This window comes from Shigella sp. FC1661, from assembly GCF_001712525.1.
GTDB classification, from domain to species: domain Bacteria; phylum Pseudomonadota; class Gammaproteobacteria; order Enterobacterales; family Enterobacteriaceae; genus Escherichia; species Escherichia coli.
Genome location: NZ_MDGW01000587.1, coordinates 1 through 17,127, shown reverse-complemented (window position 1 = coordinate 17,127; position 17,127 = coordinate 1). Strand labels below are relative to the sequence as shown.

General features: G+C 50.2%; 14 protein-coding genes and 4 pseudogenes. 11 read left to right on the top strand and 7 right to left on the bottom strand.

Going from position 1 to position 17,127, the window contains the following annotated elements; all coding sequences use genetic code 11:
* On the top strand, positions 1 to 286 hold a 286-nt coding region (locus BFF42_RS24330), incomplete at its 5' end, for an integrase core domain-containing protein (RefSeq protein ID WP_000318964.1).
* A gap of 136 nt (positions 287 to 422) precedes the next feature.
* Here BFF42_RS24330 and pyk read toward each other — a convergent pair.
* Both pyk and hexR read right to left on the bottom strand, forming a co-directional pair.
* Positions 423 to 1,865 carry a pyruvate kinase gene (gene pyk / locus BFF42_RS24325; RefSeq protein ID WP_000091148.1) on the bottom strand — a complete coding sequence of 481 codons (1,443 nt, stop codon included), beginning with the start codon at positions 1,863 to 1,865 and terminating at the stop codon, positions 423 to 425.
* A 127-nt stretch (positions 1,866 to 1,992) separates the two neighbouring features.
* A pseudogene (gene hexR / locus BFF42_RS24320) lies at positions 1,993 to 2,860 on the bottom strand (DNA-binding transcriptional regulator HexR).
* A 337-nt stretch (positions 2,861 to 3,197) separates the two neighbouring features.
* Between hexR and zwf the strand changes: the two are divergent.
* From zwf to kdgA, 3 genes are all read left to right on the top strand, one after another.
* The gene (gene zwf, locus BFF42_RS24315; protein WP_000301720.1) at positions 3,198 to 4,673 is read left to right on the top strand and encodes a glucose-6-phosphate dehydrogenase; all 1,476 of its coding nucleotides are present in this window, start codon (positions 3,198 to 3,200) and stop codon (positions 4,671 to 4,673) included.
* Positions 4,674 to 4,907: 234 nt separating this feature from the next.
* A complete protein-coding gene (gene edd, locus BFF42_RS24310) occupies positions 4,908 to 6,719 on the top strand; it encodes a phosphogluconate dehydratase (RefSeq protein WP_001069475.1) in 1,812 nt (603 codons plus the stop codon).
* Positions 6,720 to 6,755: 36 nt separating this feature from the next.
* A complete protein-coding gene (gene kdgA, locus BFF42_RS24305; protein ID WP_000800512.1) occupies positions 6,756 to 7,397 on the top strand; it encodes a bifunctional 4-hydroxy-2-oxoglutarate aldolase/2-dehydro-3-deoxy-phosphogluconate aldolase in 642 nt (213 codons plus the stop codon).
* 55 nt (positions 7,398 to 7,452) lie between these two features.
* Here the strand turns inward: kdgA and purT are convergent, their stop codons facing one another.
* A complete protein-coding gene (gene purT, locus BFF42_RS24300; protein WP_000173486.1) occupies positions 7,453 to 8,631 on the bottom strand; it encodes a formate-dependent phosphoribosylglycinamide formyltransferase in 1,179 nt (392 codons plus the stop codon).
* Between the two features lie 133 nt (positions 8,632 to 8,764).
* Here purT and BFF42_RS24295 point away from each other — a divergent pair.
* The 4 genes and pseudogenes from BFF42_RS24295 to ptrB all read left to right on the top strand — a co-directional run bounded on the left by BFF42_RS24295 (position 8,765) and on the right by ptrB (position 12,653).
* A pseudogene (locus BFF42_RS24295) lies at positions 8,765 to 8,981 on the top strand (YebG family protein).
* 66 nt (positions 8,982 to 9,047) lie between these two features.
* Positions 9,048 to 9,404 carry a protein YebF gene (yebF, locus tag BFF42_RS24290; RefSeq protein WP_001295500.1) on the top strand — a complete coding sequence of 119 codons (357 nt, stop codon included), beginning with the start codon at positions 9,048 to 9,050 and terminating at the stop codon, positions 9,402 to 9,404.
* A 313-nt stretch (positions 9,405 to 9,717) separates the two neighbouring features.
* Positions 9,718 to 10,377 (top strand): tellurite resistance TerB family protein, encoded by a 660-nt coding sequence (locus BFF42_RS24285; RefSeq protein WP_000073510.1) that lies wholly within the window; start codon positions 9,718 to 9,720, stop codon positions 10,375 to 10,377.
* 208 nt (positions 10,378 to 10,585) lie between these two features.
* A pseudogene (gene ptrB / locus BFF42_RS24280) lies at positions 10,586 to 12,653 on the top strand (oligopeptidase B).
* On the opposite strand, the gene exoX reads toward ptrB, so the two are convergent.
* The 3 genes from exoX to holE form a co-directional block, all read right to left on the bottom strand.
* Positions 12,650 to 13,312: an exodeoxyribonuclease X gene (exoX, locus tag BFF42_RS24275; RefSeq protein ID WP_000944259.1), complete on the bottom strand. Its 663-nt coding sequence runs from the start codon at positions 13,310 to 13,312 to the stop codon at positions 12,650 to 12,652. The pseudogene ptrB and the gene exoX overlap by 4 nt on opposite strands.
* Positions 13,313 to 13,335: 23 nt before the next feature.
* Positions 13,336 to 13,992, bottom strand: a complete 657-nt coding sequence (yobB, locus tag BFF42_RS24270; RefSeq protein WP_000011658.1) for a carbon-nitrogen hydrolase family protein YobB — start codon at positions 13,990 to 13,992, stop codon at positions 13,336 to 13,338.
* A 101-nt stretch (positions 13,993 to 14,093) separates the two neighbouring features.
* Complete coding sequence (holE, locus tag BFF42_RS24265) at positions 14,094 to 14,324, bottom strand: DNA polymerase III subunit theta (RefSeq protein ID WP_000916761.1); 231 nt, start codon at positions 14,322 to 14,324, stop codon at positions 14,094 to 14,096.
* Between the two features lie 138 nt (positions 14,325 to 14,462).
* Here holE and yobA point away from each other — a divergent pair, with 138 nt between their 5' ends.
* Genes yobA through BFF42_RS24250 form a run of 3 tightly spaced genes read left to right on the top strand, consistent with a single transcriptional unit; the run spans position 14,463 to position 16,067 of the window.
* Positions 14,463 to 14,837: a CopC domain-containing protein YobA gene (gene yobA / locus BFF42_RS24260; protein ID WP_000168747.1), complete on the top strand. Its 375-nt coding sequence runs from the start codon at positions 14,463 to 14,465 to the stop codon at positions 14,835 to 14,837.
* A 3-nt stretch (positions 14,838 to 14,840) separates the two neighbouring features.
* On the top strand, positions 14,841 to 15,713 hold the full coding sequence (gene copD / locus BFF42_RS24255; protein WP_000879299.1) for a copper homeostasis membrane protein CopD: 873 nt from the start codon (positions 14,841 to 14,843) through the stop codon (positions 15,711 to 15,713).
* Between the two features lie 12 nt (positions 15,714 to 15,725).
* Positions 15,726 to 16,067: a YebY family protein gene (locus BFF42_RS24250; RefSeq protein ID WP_000976477.1), complete on the top strand. Its 342-nt coding sequence runs from the start codon at positions 15,726 to 15,728 to the stop codon at positions 16,065 to 16,067.
* Positions 16,068 to 16,459: 392 nt separating this feature from the next.
* Here the strand turns inward: BFF42_RS24250 and BFF42_RS24245 are convergent.
* Positions 16,460 to 16,990, bottom strand: a pseudogene (locus tag BFF42_RS24245) (tyrosine-type recombinase/integrase); the annotation flags it as partial.
* Between the last annotated feature and the right edge of the window lie 137 nt (positions 16,991 to 17,127).

The window sequence follows — 17,127 nt, the reverse complement described above, 5'->3', positions numbered from 1 at the left end:
AACACGCCAGTTCGCCCGGATGTTGGGACTTGAACCGAAGAACACGGCGGTGCGGAGTCCGGAGAGTAACGGAATAGCAGAGAGCTTCGTGAAAACGATAAAGCGTGACTACATCAGTATCATGCCCAAACCAGACGGGTTAACGGCAGCAAAGAACCTTGCAGAGGCGTTCGAGCATTATAACGAATGGCATCCGCATAGTGCGCTGGGTTATCGCTCGCCACGGGAATATCTGCGGCAGCGGGCTTGTAATGGGTTAAGTGATAACAGATGTCTGGAAATATAGGGGCAAATCCAGATCTCCATTCAGGCTATCCCTGTATTCATTTTACAGGGGGCTGTGATAATGATTGGATTGAATAAGTAGTCCTAATTTATGTGTTGCTAAATACCCCGGCCATCAGCGGCCGGGGCAGGTGAGATTACTCTACCGTTAAAATACGCGTGGTATTAGTAGAACCCACGGTACTCATCACGTCGCCCTGGGTGACAATCACCAGGTCACCAGACATCAAGTAACCTTTATCGCGCAGCAGATTAACCGCTTCGCTGGCAGCTGCTACGCCGTCATTAGCGCTATCAAAGTGCACCGGCGTAACGCCACGATAGAGAGCAGTCAGGTTCAGCGTACGTTCATGGCGCGACATGGCGAAAATTGGTAGACCAGAGCTGATACGGGAGGTCATCAGCGCGGTACGACCCGATTCGGTCATGGTAATAATCGCCGTAACGCCTTTCAGGTGGTTAGCTGCGTACATTGCTGACATGGCAATAGCTTCTTCCACATTGTCGAACTGAACGTCCAGACGGTGTTTAGAAACGTTGATGCTCGGGATTTTTTCCGCACCCAGGCAAACGCGCGCCATGGCTGCAACAGTTTCTGACGGATACTGCCCTGCGGCAGTTTCTGCAGACAGCATCACAGCGTCAGTACCATCCAGAACGGCGTTTGCTACGTCCATGACTTCTGCACGCGTCGGCATCGGGTTAGTAATCATTGACTCCATCATCTGGGTCGCCGTGATTACCGCTCGGTTTAGCTGACGCGCACGACGGATCAACGCTTTCTGAATGCCGACCAGTTCCGGGTCGCCAATTTCCACACCGAGGTCGCCACGTGCAACCATTACCACGTCAGAGGCGAGGATGATGTCATCCATTGCATCCTGGCTGCAAACGGCTTCCGCACGTTCAACCTTGGCAACAATTTTCGCATCACATCCTGCATCGCGTGCCAGGCGACGGGCATAGTTCAGATCTTCGCCACAGCGTGGGAAGGAGACAGCCAGGTAATCTACGCCAATCAACGCCGCAGTCTTAATGTCTGCTTTGTCTTTTTCGGTCAGCGCTTCAGCCGACAAACCGCCGCCAAGTTTGTTGATACCTTTATTGTTGGAGAGGGGACCACCGACGGTGACTTCGGTGAACACTTTCATGCCCTGAACTTCCAGTACTTTTAACTGGACGCGACCATCGTCCAGCAGCAGGATGTCACCAGGCACGACGTCAGCAGGCAGGCCTTTGTAGTCGATACCGACTTTTTCTTTGTCGCCTTCACCTTTACCCAGGTTGGCGTCGAGCAGGAATTTATCCCCAATATTGAGGAAAACTTTGCCTTCTTTAAAGGTGGATACACGGATTTTGGGCCCCTGGAGGTCACCCAGAATAGCCACATGACGCCCCAGTTTTGCGGCAATCTCACGAACTTTATCCGCGCGCATTTTGTGATCTTCAGGCGAGCCGTGAGAAAAGTTCATACGTACAACGTTGGCACCCGCCGCGATAACTTTTTCAAGATTATTATCGCGATCTGTTGCTGGGCCTAACGTGGTAACGATTTTTGTTCTGCGAAGCCTTCTGGACATGTAATACTCCGTTGACTGAAACAACCAGGTGTTGCTTGAACATGAAATCCGAATGAAATAACGCCGCGATGGCGATAAATTAATCTCATTCGGATGTCGTATAAGATTAGGACAGTGACAGTCGTTTTTAGCGATCGTCACTTAAATTAAGTAACTGCTTATCAAAACGCGATTCCTTCAGCGCTTCCTTGACCCGCTTCAAGTTATCTCTGAATTTTGCACCGCGTCGCAAAGTAAATCCTGTCGCCAGCACATCTATCACGGTCAGCTGTGCAAGTCGAGAAACCATGGGCATATAAATGTCAGTATCTTCCGGTACGTCGAGGTAATTGCCAGCGTTGCTTCCCGGGCGAGCGGGGTACCCGCAGAGGTGAGGGCAATCACCATTGCGTCGTTTTCGCGAGCCAGCTGCGCCAGCTTGACCAGATTTTTGTTCTTCCAGTGTGAGAAATCAGCACCACCACGTCTCCGTCGCTACAATTCATACAACTCATGCGTTGCAGCACGATATCATCGGAGTACACCACCGGAACATTAAAACGAAAGAACTTATTCATCGCATCGTGGGCAACGGCGGCTGAAGAGCCTAATCCGAAAAAGGCGATTTTTTTTGCCTGAGTGAGCAAGTCGACGGCGCGGTTGATGGCAGATTTATCCAGTGAATGACGGACATGATCAAGCGTTGCCATTGCGGACTCAAATATTTTCCCTGTGTATGATTCAACGCTGTCATCTTCATTGACATTGCGATTAACATAGGGAGTGCCATTCGCCAGACTCTGTGCCAGATGAAGTTTAAAATCAGGAAAACCGCGCGTGTCCATGCTGCGACAGAAACGATTCACCGTCGGTTCGCTAACATTGGCTTCCAGTGCCATAGCAGCAATACTCGAATGGATCGCGTTATCGGGCGAAGCCAGAATGACCTCGGCAACTTTGCGCTCTGATTTGCTCAAATGTTCCAGCTGAGACTGGATTTTTTCCAGCATATTCATGATGTAAAGAGACTCACGGGTAATGACGATTTCCGCACTGAAAGAAATCGAAATGCAGTTTTGTCAGATATTACGCCTGTGTGCCGTGTTAATGACAAAAGCAGATAAAAAAGTTGTTATTTTTTTTCATAACATGATCAGTATCAGATTTTTACCGAATGGAAAACGATGATTTTTTTATCAGTTTTGCCGCACTTTGCGCGCTTTTCCCGTAATCGCACGGGTGGATAAGCGTTTACAGTTTTCGCAAGCTCGTAAAAGCAGTACAGTGCACCGTAAGAAAATTACAAGTATACCCTGGCTTAAGTACCGGGTTAGTTAACTTAAGGAGAATGACATGGCGGTAACGCAAACAGCCCAGGCCTGTGACCTGGTCATTTTCGGCGCGAAAGGCGACCTTGCGCGTCGTAAATTGCTGCCTTCCCTGTATCAACTGGAAAAAGCCGGTCAGCTCAACCCGGACACCCGGATTATCGGCGTAGGGCGTGCTGACTGGGATAAAGCGGCATATACCAAAGTTGTCCGCGAGGCGCTCGAAACTTTCATGAAAGAAACCATTGATGAAGGTTTATGGGACACCCTGAGTGCACGTCTGGATTTTTGTAATCTCGATGTCAATGACACTGCTGCATTCAACCGTCTCGGCGCGATGCTGGATCAAAAAAATCGTATCACCATTAACTACTTTGCCATGCCGCCCAGCACTTTTGGCGCAATTTGCAAAGGGCTTGGCGAGGCAAAACTGAATGCTAAACCGGCACGCGTAGTCATGGAGAAACCGCTGGGGACGTCGCTGGCGACCTCGCAGGAAATCAATGATCAGGTTGGCGAATACTTCGAGGAGTGCCAGGTTTACCGTATCGACCACTATCTTGGTAAAGAAACGGTGCTGAACCTGTTGGCGCTGCGTTTTGCTAACTCCCTGTTTGTGAATAACTGGGACAATCGCACCATTGATCATGTTGAGATTACCGTGGCAGAAGAAGTGGGGATCGAAGGGCGCTGGGGCTATTTTGATAAAGCCGGTCAGATGCGTGACATGATTCAGAACCACCTGCTACAAATTCTCTGCATGATTGCGATGTCTCCGCCATCTGACCTGAGCGCAGACAGCATCCGCGATGAAAAAGTGAAAGTACTGAAGTCCCTGCGCCGCATCGACCGCTCCAACGTACGCGAAAAAACCGTACGTGGGCAATATACTGCGGGCTTCGCCCAGGGCAAAAAAGTGCCGGGATATCTGGAAGAAGAGGGCGCGAACAAGAGCAGCAATACAGAAACCTTCGTGGCGATCCGCGTCGACATTGATAACTGGCGCTGGGCCGGTGTGCCATTCTACCTGCGTACTGGTAAACGTCTGCCGACCAAATGTTCTGAAGTCGTGGTCTATTTCAAAACACCTGAACTGAATCTGTTTAAAGAGTCGTGGCAGGATCTGCCGCAGAATAAACTGACTATCCGTCTGCAACCTGATGAAGGCGTGGATATCCAGGTACTGAATAAAGTTCCTGGCCTTGACCACAAACATAACCTGCAAATCACCAAGCTGGATCTGAGCTATTCAGAAACCTTTAATCAGACGCATCTGGCGGATGCCTATGAACGTCTGCTGCTGGAAACCATGCGTGGTATTCAGGCACTGTTTGTACGTCGTGATGAAGTGGAAGAAGCCTGGAAATGGGTAGACTCCATTACTGAGGCGTGGGCGATGGACAATGATGCGCCGAAACCGTATCAGGCCGGAACCTGGGGACCCGTTGCCTCGGTGGCGATGATTACCCGTGATGGTCGTTCCTGGAATGAGTTTGAGTAATATCTGCGCTTATCCTTTATGGTTATTTTACCGGTAACATGATCTTGCACAGATTGTAGAACAATTTTTACACTTTCAGGCCTCGTGCGGATTCACCCACGAGGCTTTTTTTATTACACTGACTGAAACGTTTTTGCCCTATGAGCTCCGGTTACAGGCGTTTCACTCATAAATCCTCTGAATGAAACGCGTTGTGAATCATCCTGCTCTGACAACTCAATTTCAGGAGCCTTTATGAATCCACAATTGTTACGCGTAACAAATCGAATCATTGAACGTTCGCGCGAGACTCGCTCTGCTTATCTCGCCCGGATAGAACAAGCGAAAACGTCGACCGTTCATCGTTCGCAGTTGGCATGCGGTAACCTGGCACACGGTTTCGCTGCCTGCCAGCCAGAAGACAAAGCCTCTTTGAAAAGCATGTTGCGTAACAATATCGCCATCATCACCTCCTATAACGACATGCTCTCCGCGCACCAGCCTTATGAACACTATCCAGAAATCATTCGTAAAGCCCTGCATGAAGCGAATGCGGTTGGTCAGGTTGCGGGCGGTGTTCCGGCGATGTGTGATGGTGTCACCCAGGGGCAGGATGGAATGGAATTGTCGCTGCTAAGCCGCGAAGTGATAGCGATGTCTGCGGCGGTGGGGCTGTCCCATAACATGTTTGATGGTGCTCTGTTCCTCGGTGTGTGCGACAAGATTGTCCCGGGTCTGACGATGGCAGCCCTGTCGTTTGGTCATTTGCCTGCGGTGTTTGTGCCGTCTGGACCGATGGCAAGCGGTTTGCCAAATAAAGAAAAAGTGCGTATTCGCCAGCTTTATGCCGAAGGTAAAGTGGACCGCATGGCCTTACTGGAGTCAGAAGCCGCGTCTTACCATGCGCCGGGAACATGTACTTTCTACGGTACTGCCAACACCAACCAGATGGTGGTGGAATTTATGGGGATGCAGTCGCCAGGCTCTTCTTTTGTTCATCCGGATTCTCCGCTGCGCGATGCTTTGACCGCTGCCGCTGCGCGTCAGGTTACACGCATGACCGGTAATGGTAATGAATGGATGCCGATCGGTAAGATGATCGATGAGAAAGTGGTGGTGAACGGTATCGTTGCACTGCTGGCGACCGGTGGTTCCACTAACCACACCATGCACCTGGTGGCGATGGCGCGCGCGGCCGGTATTCAGATTAACTGGGATGACTTCTCTGACCTTTCTGATGTTGTACCGCTGATGGCACGTCTCTACCCGAACGGTCCGGCCGATATTAACCACTTCCAGGCGGCAGGTGGCGTACCGGTTCTGGTGCGTGAACTGCTCAAAGCAGGCCTGCTGCATGAAGATGTCAATACGGTGGCAGGCTTTGGTCTGTCTCGTTATACCCTTGAACCATGGCTGAATAATGGTGAACTGGACTGGCGGGAAGGGGCGGAAAAATCACTCGACAGCAATGTGATCGCTTCCTTCGAACAACCTTTCTCTCATCATGGTGGGACAAAAGTGTTAAGCGGTAACCTGGGCCGTGCGGTTATGAAAACCTCTGCCGTGCCGGTTGAGAACCAGGTGATTGAAGCGCCAGCGGTTGTTTTTGAAAGCCAGCATGACGTTATGCCGGCCTTTGAAGCGGGTTTGCTGGACCGCGATTGTGTCGTTGTTGTCCGTCATCAGGGGCCAAAAGCGAACGGAATGCCAGAATTACATAAACTCATGCCGCCACTTGGTGTATTATTGGACCGGTGTTTCAAAATTGCGTTAGTTACCGATGGACGACTCTCCGGCGCTTCAGGTAAAGTGCCGTCAGCTATCCACGTAACACCAGAAGCCTACGATGGCGGGCTGCTGGCAAAAGTGCGCGACGGGGACATCATTCGTGTGAATGGACAGACAGGCGAACTGACGCTGCTGGTAGACGAAGCGGAACTGGCTGCTCGCGAACCGCACATTCCTGACCTGAGCGCGTCACGCGTGGGGACAGGACGTGAATTATTCAGCGCCTTGCGTGAAAAACTGTCCGGTGCCGAACAGGGCGCAACCTGTATCACTTTTTAAGACGACAAATTTATAATCAGGCGAGAGAAAACTCTGATGAAAAACTGGAAAACAAGTGCAGAATCAATCCTGACCACCGGCCCGGTTGTACCGGTTATCGTGGTAAAAAAACTGGAACACGCAGTGCCGATGGCAAAAGCGTTGGTTGCTGGTGGGGTGCGCGTTCTGGAAGTGACTCTGCGTACCGAGTGTGCAGTTGACGCTATCCGTGCTATCGCCAAAGAAGTGCCTGAAGCGATTGTGGGTGCCGGTACGGTGCTGAATCCACAGCAGCTGGCAGAAGTCACTGAAGCGGGTGCACAGTTCGCAATTAGCCCGGGTCTGACCGAGCCGCTGCTGAAAGCTGCTACCGAAGGGACTATTCCTCTAATTCCGGGGATCAGCACTGTTTCCGAACTGATGCTGGGTATGGACTACGGTTTGAAAGAGTTCAAATTCTTCCCGGCTGAAGCTAACGGCGGCGTGAAAGCCCTGCAGGCGATCGCGGGTCCGTTCTCCCAGGTCCGTTTCTGCCCGACGGGTGGTATTTCTCCGGCTAACTACCGTGACTACCTGGCGCTGAAAAGCGTGCTGTGCATCGGTGGTTCCTGGCTGGTTCCGGCAGATGCGCTGGAAGCGGGCGATTACGACCGCATTACTAAGCTGGCGCGTGAAGCTGTAGAAGGCGCTAAGCTGTAAAAGTCAAAACGCCCGATCTACGATCGGGCATTTTTGTAGCGTTTTTTTGCCGGGTTTAACCCTGTACTTTTACCTGTCCGGCGGCGTGCTTCGCGCGTTCAATGGCGTCAACAACACTCTCAGCGGTCGCCAGCGCAACACCCAGACGACGGCTGCCATCAATTTCCGGCTTACCAAATAAACGAATCTGCAAATCTGCGCCTACGGCATTCTGCACATTATCAAACGTGACATTCTGACTGGTCAGTTGTGGCAGAATAACGGCAGAAGCTGCAGGACCATACTGACGGATCCCGCCAACCGGAAGTCCGAGGAAGGCACGTACATGCAGGGCAAACTCTGAAAGATCTTGAGAAATTAACGTCACCATCCCGGTATCATGTGGACGAGGGGAGACCTCACTGAAAATCACCTCATCACTACAGACAAACAGCTCGACACCAAACAGACCATAACCGCCCAGTGCCAGCACCACTTTACGGGCAATCTCCTGCGCACGTTCAAGGGCAAGCGGGCTCATTTGCTGTGGTTGCCAGGATTCACGGTAGTCGCCATCTTCCTGGCGATGACCTACCGGTGCACAGAAATGGACGCCATCCACCGCGCTGACGGTTAGCAAGGTAATTTCGAAGTCAAACTTAACGACGCCTTCAACAATTACGCGGCCCGCTCCGGCGCGACCGCCTTGCTGAGCGTACTTCCATGCCTGAGCAAGTTGCTCTGCAGAACGAATAAACGTCTGCCCCTTGCCGGAAGAGCTCATCACCGGTTTTACAATGCAGGGATAGCCAATGTCAGCAACCGCCTCGCGGAAAAGGCTTTCGCTATCGGCAAAACGATAAGTGGAAGTGGGCAGCTGCAGCTCTTCTGCCGCCAGGCGACGGATACCCTCGCGATTCATCGTTAATTTCGTTGCGCGAGCGCAGGGGACAACATTCAGTCCTTCCTCTTCAAGTTGGATCAGCATATCGGTGGCAATAGCTTCGATCTCCGGCACGATATAATGTGGTTTTTCCAGTTCAACCACACGGCGTAATGCATCACCATCAAGCATATTAATGACATGGGAGCGATGCGCGACATGCATGGCTGGTGCGTCGGCATAGCGATCGACGGCAATCACCTCTACGCCGAGACGCTGACACTCGATTGCCACTTCTTTACCCAGTTCACCGGAGCCTAATAACATCACGCGAGTTGCTGCCGGACGCAGCGCAGTGCCTAATAACGTCATAACGAATATCCCCTGATTAATTCCGCGCGCAGTATAAACGAAAACGTTTGCGTGTGTCTTTATTGCTGATGTTGATTTCTCAACCGAAAAGAAATATACTGTATAAAATCACAGTTATTATGAGAGGCTGCAAATGGCGGTTGAAGTTAAATACGTAGTCATTCGTGAGGGCGAAGAGAAAATGTCGTTTACCAGCAAAAAGGAAGCCGAGCAACGTGAAGCCCTTTCGCTATGGCTGGCAGAACAAAAAGATGTGCTGAGCACCATTCTGAAAACCGGCAAATTACCGTCCCCACCCACAGGTCGTCGGTGCTGAATCCGAAGAGGAAGATGCCTCACACGCGGCCTGAAGCAACTTGCGCTCCTGACAATTTGTACCATGCTTTCTCCTGAATCATTGTGCTATGGAGAAAAACATGAAAAAAAGAGGGGCGTTTTTAGGGCTGTTGTTGGTTTCTGCCTGCGCATCAGTTTTCGCTGCCAATAATGAAACCAGCAAGTCGGTCACTTTCCCAAAGTGTGAAGGTCTGGATGCTGCCGGAATTGCCGCGAGCGTAAAACGTGATTATCAACAAAATCGCGTGGCGCGTTGGGCAGATGATCAAAAAATTGTCGGTCAGGCCGATCCCGTGGCTTGGGTCAGTTTGCAGGACATTCAGGGTAAAGATGATAAATGGTCAGTACCGCTAACCGTGCGTGGTAAAAGTGCCGATATTCATTACCAGGTCAGCGTGGACTGCAAAGCGGGAATGGCGGAATATCAGCGGCGTTAATGGCTTCTGATAATTTGATTGACCGTTGGCGGATGCGGCGCGAGTGCCTTGTCCGCCCCAGAACGCACCACAATCGTAGGCCTGAGAAGACGCAACAGCGTCGCATCGGGCAATCAGCATCAAACAATGCCACTCAAAACGACAAACTACTTTCACCTAAAATACCCTTATCACCTGATATACAGTAAATACCTTACCTGGCGCGAATTTCTTTGAATAACGGCCTACCGCCCCGCTTATTTGCGCATCTTTTGTCTCGATATACATTTTCTGACATCCTCATCCGCTATGCTACAGGCACTAAAAATGGTTATTGAGTAACTGGTTAAATCAACTGCAATCCCTGCTTGGGCAAAGCAGTTCTTCTATCTCCTCGTCTGCGGATCAGGGATTGGGCAAACTGTTAGTGCCAGGCGCATTAGGCGGACTGGCTGGGCTGCTGGTCGCAAATAAATCAGCACGTAAACTTCTTACGAAATATGGCACCAACGCGTTACTGGTTGGCGGCGGAGCGGTAGCGGGTACGGTGCTGTGGAATAAATACAAAGATAAAATTCGCGCGGCGCATCAGGACGAACCGCAGTTTGGCGCGCAAAGTACGCCGCTGGATGAGCGTACAGAACGTTTGATCCTTGCGCTGGTCTTTGCCGCTAAAAGTGATGGTCATATTGATGCCAAAGAACGTGCGGCAATCGACCAGCAATTGCGTGAAGCCGGCGTGGAAGAGCAGGGGCGTGTACTCATTGAGCAGGCAATCGAACAACCGCTGGATCCACAACGCCTGGCTACCGGGGTCCGCAATGAAGAAGAGGCGCTGGAAATCTATTTCCTGAGTTGCGCGGCTATTGATATTGACCATTTTATGGAACGCAGTTACCTGAATGCACTGGGTGACGCGCTGAAAATCCCCCAGGATGTTCGTGACGGCATTGAACGCGATCTCGAACAGCAAAAACGCACTTTGGCGGAATAATTCCGCTCTCTGGATAGCCTGAAGTTGACTATTTCGGGCTATCCAGAATCGCACAGCCATTTGAACAGGCTGATTTTCTCTGTCTGCATAACATTCGATATCCGCGCCATTACCTGTCATCATCTAAGCAATGACTCCCCTGTTTCGCTTGCATCCCCGGTGAGTTTTGCCACCCTTATAAGATGTTTCAACCAGAAAGAACAATAACATGCTACCAAAAGCCGCCCGCATTCCCCACGCCATGACGCTTCATGGCGATACGCGCATCGATAATTACTACTGGCTGCGGGACGATACGCGTTCTCAGCCAGAAGTCCTGGACTACCTGCAACAAGAAAATAGTTACGGTCATCGGGTGATGGCCTCACAACAAGCCTTGCAGGATCGCATCTTAAAGGAAATCATCGACCGCATTCCGCAACGAGAAGTTTCTGCGCCCTACATCAAAAATGGCTACCGCTATCGGCATATTTATGAACCAGGCTGTGAATATGCTATCTACCAGCGTCAATCGGCATTCAGTGAAGAGTGGGATGAGTGGGAAACATTGCTCGATGCCAATAAGCGCGCAGCTCATAGTGAGTTTTATTCGATGGGCGGAATGGCGATTACGCCCGATAACACCATTATGGCGCTGGCAGAAGATTTTCTTTCCCGACGCCAGTACGGCATTCGTTTTCGTAATCTGGAAACTGGAAACTGGTAACTGGTACCCGGAACTGCTGGATAACGTTGAACCCAGCTTTGTCTGGGCAAATGACTCCTGGACTTTCTACTATGTTCGCAAGCATCCGGTGACGCTGCTGCCTTATCAGGTCTGGCGTCACGCCATCGGTACGCCAGCATCGCAAGATAAACTGATCTACGAAGAAAAAGACGATACCTATTACGTCAGCCTGCATAAAACGACCTCGAAGCACTATGTAGTCATTCATTTGGCCAGCGCCACCACCAGTGAAGTTCGCCTGCTGGACGCGGAAATGGCCGATGCCGAGCCGTTTGTTTTTCTGCCGCGCCGCAAAGATCACGAATACAGCCTTGATCACTACCAGCATCGGTTTTATCTGCGTTCCAACCGCCACGGCAAAAACTTTGGCTTATACCGTACCCGCCTGCGTGATGAGCAACAGTGGGAAGAGTTAATTCCGCCACGCGAAAACATCATGCTGGAAGGGTTTACGCTGTTTACCGACTGGCTGGTGGTTGAAGAGCGTCAGCGTGGGTTAACCAGTTTGCGCCAAATTAACCGCAAGACCCGGGAAGTCATTGGTATTGCCTTTGATGATCCAGCCTATGTGACCTGGATTGCCTACAATCCAGAACCTGAAACCGCGCGATTGCGTTATGGTTATTCTTCCATGACCACACCAGACACTTTGTTTGAACTGGATATGGATACCGGTGAGCGTCGTGTATTAAAACAAACGGAAGTTCCTGGTTTTGATGCGGCGAATTACCGCAGTGAACACCTGTGGATAGTCGCCCGTGATGGCGTCGAAGTTCCGGTTTCGTTGGTCTACCATCGCAAACATTTTCGCAAAGGACACAACCCGTTGCTGGTGTATGGCTATGGTTCTTACGGCGCAAGTATTGATGCCGATTTCAGTTTTAGCCGCTTGAGTTTGTTAGATCGTGGCTTTGTCTACGCCATTGTCCATGTTCGCGGCGGTGGTGAGCTGGGGCAACAATGGTACGAAGACGGAAAATTTCTGAAGAAGAAAAATACGTTTAATGATTATCTTGATGCCTGCGATGCATTGTTAAAACTGGGCTATGGCTTTCCTTCGCTTTGTTATGCGATGGGCGGGAGTGCGGGGGGCATGTTGATGGGCGTTGCAATTAATCAACGCCCGGAATTATTCCACGGCGTTATCGCCCAGGTACCGTTTGTTGATGTTGTAACAACGATGCTTGATGAATCAATTCCTCTTACCACTGGTGAGTTTGAAGAGTGGGGTAACCCGCAGGATCCGCAATATTACGAGTACATGAAAAGCTACAGCCCGTATGACAACGTCACCGCACAGGCTTATCCGCATTTACTGGTAACGACCGGTTTACACGATTCTCAGGTGCAATATTGGGAACCGGCAAAATGGGTCGCTAAATTGCGCGAGCTGAAAACCGATAACCATCTTTTATTGCTCTGTACCGACATGGACTCAGGCCATGGCGGTAAATCTGGCCGCTTTAAATCGTACGAAGGCGTAGCGATGGAATATGCTTTTCTGGTCGCGCTGGCGCAGGGAACATTACCCGCTACGCCTGCGGATTAAGTCTTTTCCAGATAATGTTTCAGTGTTAAACGCAGCTCCGGGCTCATGCTGTCCAGGTTATTAAATGACCAGCGCAGATAGCCCGGATCGCGTTCGGCAACGTCGGAAACCGCTTTGCCACGGTATTTGCCAAAGGTGAAGGTCGTCATCAACGACGGACGTCCGGTGATATCGGCCATCTGTTCTGCCGTCCAGCCGGAGGTGTTCATAATATCGATAAGCAACGCGGCGGTGATATAACAGTCATACAACGCGCGGTGATGATGCAGGCCCGGCGGCGTCTGTACATTGAGCTTCCGTGTTTTATATAACGCCATATTGCTGTACTTGATCCCTGGCCACAAACGACGGGCCAGTTTCATAGTGCAAATCCACTCACCGGGCATCTCAGGCAGTACGCGGCGGTCAAAGCTGGCGTTGTGCGCGACATACCATTCACTACCGTAATAGTGTGGGATCACATCTTCAATCCACGGTTTATCGGCGACCATGGCTTCGGTGATGCGATGAATCGCCATCGCTTGTGGACTAATAGGACGATCGGGGCGCACCAGGTGGCTCATGGGGTTGACGATTTTTCCGTCAATGACATCAACAGAGGCAATCTCAACGATCCCTCCCTGCAAACCGCAGGTTTCTGTATCGATAATGCGCAACATGGCATGCTCCAGGCCGAAAAAGCCTAGCGTAATGGAATGATATCGCCTTGCCAACCCTGTGATGAACGCTGACCGACTAACAATAATGAACCACGATCGGCGCGAACGATGAGACGACCATATTCATCCCATAGTGCACTGTTACCACGGGCATTTGCCATCAGCACGGCAATCGAGTACTGATGTGAAAAAAATTGTAAGCGACGGGCCGACGCCAGCAGGTCGGGTTCTCCCAGACATTGCCCTGTAGTAAACAGTGAACAGGTCGGGTCCATATCCATACCTTGCGGTTGTTCATCGACCACCGTGATGGTTCTGGAACGACGGCCCAGACATGCACCATGACTCTGATGGTAGATCCCAGGCGTTTTTCGCCACGGTGCGAACACCGCAATTCCACGAATAAAGCGATCGTTATATTCAACGGGAAGGCCGGCAATGATGGTCATTCGCCAGGTCGTTGCGGCATAACAAAGCGGGTCTAACAGTGAGAGATCGGGTGGGGCAGGAAGGGCACGTCGCGAATAATCACACCCCAGTAAAGAAAGCGATGGAAAAACTAACAGCTGACATTGTTGCCTGGCGGCGGCCCTCACAAACTCCAGATGATGAGCTACCTGTTCGGTGAGTGAGGTTTTACGAGGCTCATATTGCGCTGCTGCAACTTTCCAGAACGACATAATGACTTCCTTTTCAAAATGACTGCAAATTATGGGTGCGGTTTAGAAAATACTCATAATTTAGCAGGCGTTATGTAAGAAAGTGTAACTCTGTATAAGTTTTATTTAAGTTTGGGCTCGTAAGGTAAACGTGACAGTTTGACCGAAGCCAAACGGTGGGCAATAAGCCTCTCGCGAAACCAGCTGCGCAAATGTTCAGGCTGTTCACGTTCAACCGCTTCAGCGATCACCGGCATATTGTAGCGTTCTTTAAATGCCACCCCGGCCGCCGCCAAATCGACATTCACTTTATCCATTTCTGTTTGATCCAGTTTAGCCAGATTCTTCAGCATTCTTAATCTCCTCATCATTCGCGGGCAAAAGTTACTAAGAGTGAGCCAGGATGGCAAGCCGGAATTGATGATCCTCGACTCAGACATTAGACAAGGTTATGCTCTGTAAAAAAGTTATTACAAAAAGGAATAGATAATATGGCTTCAACTGCACGCTCCCTTCGCTACGCGCTGGCAATCCTGACCACTTCGTTGGTGACACCTTCCGTCTGGGCACATGCGCATTTAACGCATCAGTATCCTGCGGCAAACGCGCAAGTGACAGCTGCACCGCAGGCAATCACTTTAAACTTCTCGGAAGGTGTTGAAACAGGATTCAGTGGTGCAAAAATCACGGGGCCAAAAAACGAAAATATTAAAACATTACCGGCGAAGCGAAATGAGCAGGACCAAAAGCAACTGATTGTTCCACTGGCCGATTCGCTGAAACCCGGAACCTACACCGTTGACTGGCATGTTGTTTCGGTGGACGGGCATAAAACGAAAGGACACTACACCTTTAGCGTGAAATAAATCATGCTGGCGTTTACCTGGATCGCGCTGCGATTTATCCATTTCACCTCGCTGATGCTGGTTTTTGGCTTCGCAATGTACGGTGCCTGGCTGGCCCCCTTGACGATTCGTCGCTTGCTGGCGAAGCGTTTTCTGCGTTTACAACAGCACGCTGCCGTCTGGAGTTTGATCAGTGCCACTGCAATGCTCGCCGTTCAGGGCGGGTTGATGGGAACGGGATGGACAGATGTATTTTCGCCAAACATTTGGCAGGCTGTTTTGCAAACGCAGTTTGGTGGCGTCTGGTTATGGCAAATTGTTCTCGCCCTCGTAACGTTGATCGTCGCCCTTATGCAACCGCGGAATATGCCACGTTTGCTGTTTATGCTCACTACCGCGCAATTTATTCTGCTGGCGGGAGTGGGGCATGCGACGCTGAATGAAGGGGTAACGGCGAAAATCCATCAGACTAATCACGCGATTCACCTGATTTGTGCGGCGGCGTGGTTTGGGGGATTACTGCCGGTGCTCTGGTGTATGCAACTCATCAAAGGCCGTTGGCGACACCAGGCTATTCAGGCGCTGATGCGTTTTTCATGGTGCGGGCATTTTGCGGTGATCGGCGTACTGGCAAGCGGCGTGCTTAGTGCATTGTTGATTACCGGATTTCCCCCCACGCTTACGACTTACTGGGGCCAACTCTTATTGCTCAAAGCCATCCTGGTGATGATTATGGTGGTCATTGCGCTGGCTAATCGTTATGTTCTTGTACCGCGCATGAGGCAGGATGAAGATCGTGCGGCACCCTGGTTTGTGTGGATGACTAAACTCGAATGGGCGATAGGTGCGGTAGTGCTGGTGATCATCAGCCTGCTTGCGACTCTCGAACCTTTTTGATGGATTACGAAAATGATGAAAAAAAGTATTCTGGCGTTTCTGTTACTCACCAGTTCTGCAGCGGCGCTGGCTGCACCGCAGGTGATTACCGTCAGTCGTTTTGAAGTGGGTAAAGACAAATGGGCGTTTAATCGCGAAGAGGTGATGCTGACTTGCCGACCGGGTAATGCTTTGTATGTTATTAATCCGAGTACCCTCGTGCAGTATCCTTTAAACGATATCGCACAAAAGGAAGTTGCCAGTGGGAAGACCAATGCCCAACCCATTTCGGTGATTCAGATTGATGATCCTAACAATCCCGGCAAAAAAATGAGTCTGGCACCGTTTATAGAACGAGCTGAAAAACTCTGTTAATTACCTAAAATAGCCTTTTGATTTCCAATAAAAAAACCGCCTCAGTTCTTTCACCAGAACGGGCGGTTTTTAACATTTCAGCTGATGACCACCACGCTTTTTATTGACCATTTTGCACGCAAACTGGAAAACCTGGCGTCGTCATCTATTCTTAAAGGGCAAGGCAACTAAGCCTGCATTAATGCCAACTTTTAGCGCACGGCTCTCTCCCAAGAGCCATTTCCCTGGACCGAATACAGGAATCGTATTCGGTCTTTTTTTAATTGCATTTGAAATCAATTAGTTGCAAATATCTCCCCGAAATTCCCCGAAATTTACTCGAATTTCTGTATTCCGGTCTTTTTTGGTTATATCACAACCAAAATACATTTAACAATCCATTTACGTTAAAATCAGAGCAGTAAGTACGTTTTTTCTCTCTCATCAAGATACATTTTTGTTGTCTTCTCCGATGTGTGGCCAAGTAGACGCTGAGCAAATTCTTCTCCACATGTTTCTTTGTACAATCGTCCAGCCAGGCTTCTGACTTCGTGAAAAGTTGGTGGGTTTTCACTGAACTGGATACCTGTTAATTTTCTGGCTGCGACAAATTTCTTTGTCAGGCCGTCCGGGTGAATGCTGCCGTCAGGGCTGTTTTTTCTAATCCCGGCACTGATTAGATAATCCCCCCTACTTACCATGCGGCATTGTTCAACTACTGCACCAAGTCGTAAACCAGCGACAGGAAGGCTGAGTGACAGGGGGATAGCAATCATCATTCCTGTCTTAATTTGCCTGATGTGGAGACGATCATCATAAATATCACTGAACCGCATATTCGTTATGTCTTCGCGACGTTGTCCTGTTACAAGGGCTAAATCCATAGCTAATGGGAACCATGCCGGAAGTTGATCTGCTGCCTCCCTGATGCAGTTGTATGTCTGAGGTAGCCTGAGTTTAACGGACACTCCTTCCTGAAATAGAATGGCATCAGAAGGAGCTAATAATGAGCAGAAAAAACCAACGTTACTCTAAAGAGTTCAAAGCCGAAGCTGTCAGAACGGTTCCTGAAAATCAACTT

Excerpts from the sequence above, each read along its gene's own strand:
- pyk (WP_000091148.1), bottom strand. The coding sequence starts at position 1,865 with ATGTCCAGAAGGCTTCGCAGAACAAAAATCGTTACCACGTTAGGCCCA.
- zwf (WP_000301720.1), top strand. The coding sequence starts at position 3,198 with ATGGCGGTAACGCAAACAGCCCAGGCCTGTGACCTGGTCATTTTCGGC.
- edd (WP_001069475.1), top strand. The coding sequence starts at position 4,908 with ATGAATCCACAATTGTTACGCGTAACAAATCGAATCATTGAACGTTCG.
- kdgA (WP_000800512.1), top strand. The coding sequence starts at position 6,756 with ATGAAAAACTGGAAAACAAGTGCAGAATCAATCCTGACCACCGGCCCG.
- purT (WP_000173486.1), bottom strand. The coding sequence starts at position 8,631 with ATGACGTTATTAGGCACTGCGCTGCGTCCGGCAGCAACTCGCGTGATG.
- yebF (WP_001295500.1), top strand. The coding sequence starts at position 9,048 with ATGAAAAAAAGAGGGGCGTTTTTAGGGCTGTTGTTGGTTTCTGCCTGC.
- exoX (WP_000944259.1), bottom strand. The coding sequence starts at position 13,312 with ATGTTGCGCATTATCGATACAGAAACCTGCGGTTTGCAGGGAGGGATC.
- yobB (WP_000011658.1), bottom strand. The coding sequence starts at position 13,992 with ATGTCGTTCTGGAAAGTTGCAGCAGCGCAATATGAGCCTCGTAAAACC.
- holE (WP_000916761.1), bottom strand. The coding sequence starts at position 14,324 with ATGCTGAAGAATCTGGCTAAACTGGATCAAACAGAAATGGATAAAGTG.
- yobA (WP_000168747.1), top strand. The coding sequence starts at position 14,463 with ATGGCTTCAACTGCACGCTCCCTTCGCTACGCGCTGGCAATCCTGACC.
- copD (WP_000879299.1), top strand. The coding sequence starts at position 14,841 with ATGCTGGCGTTTACCTGGATCGCGCTGCGATTTATCCATTTCACCTCG.
- BFF42_RS24250 (WP_000976477.1), top strand. The coding sequence starts at position 15,726 with ATGATGAAAAAAAGTATTCTGGCGTTTCTGTTACTCACCAGTTCTGCA.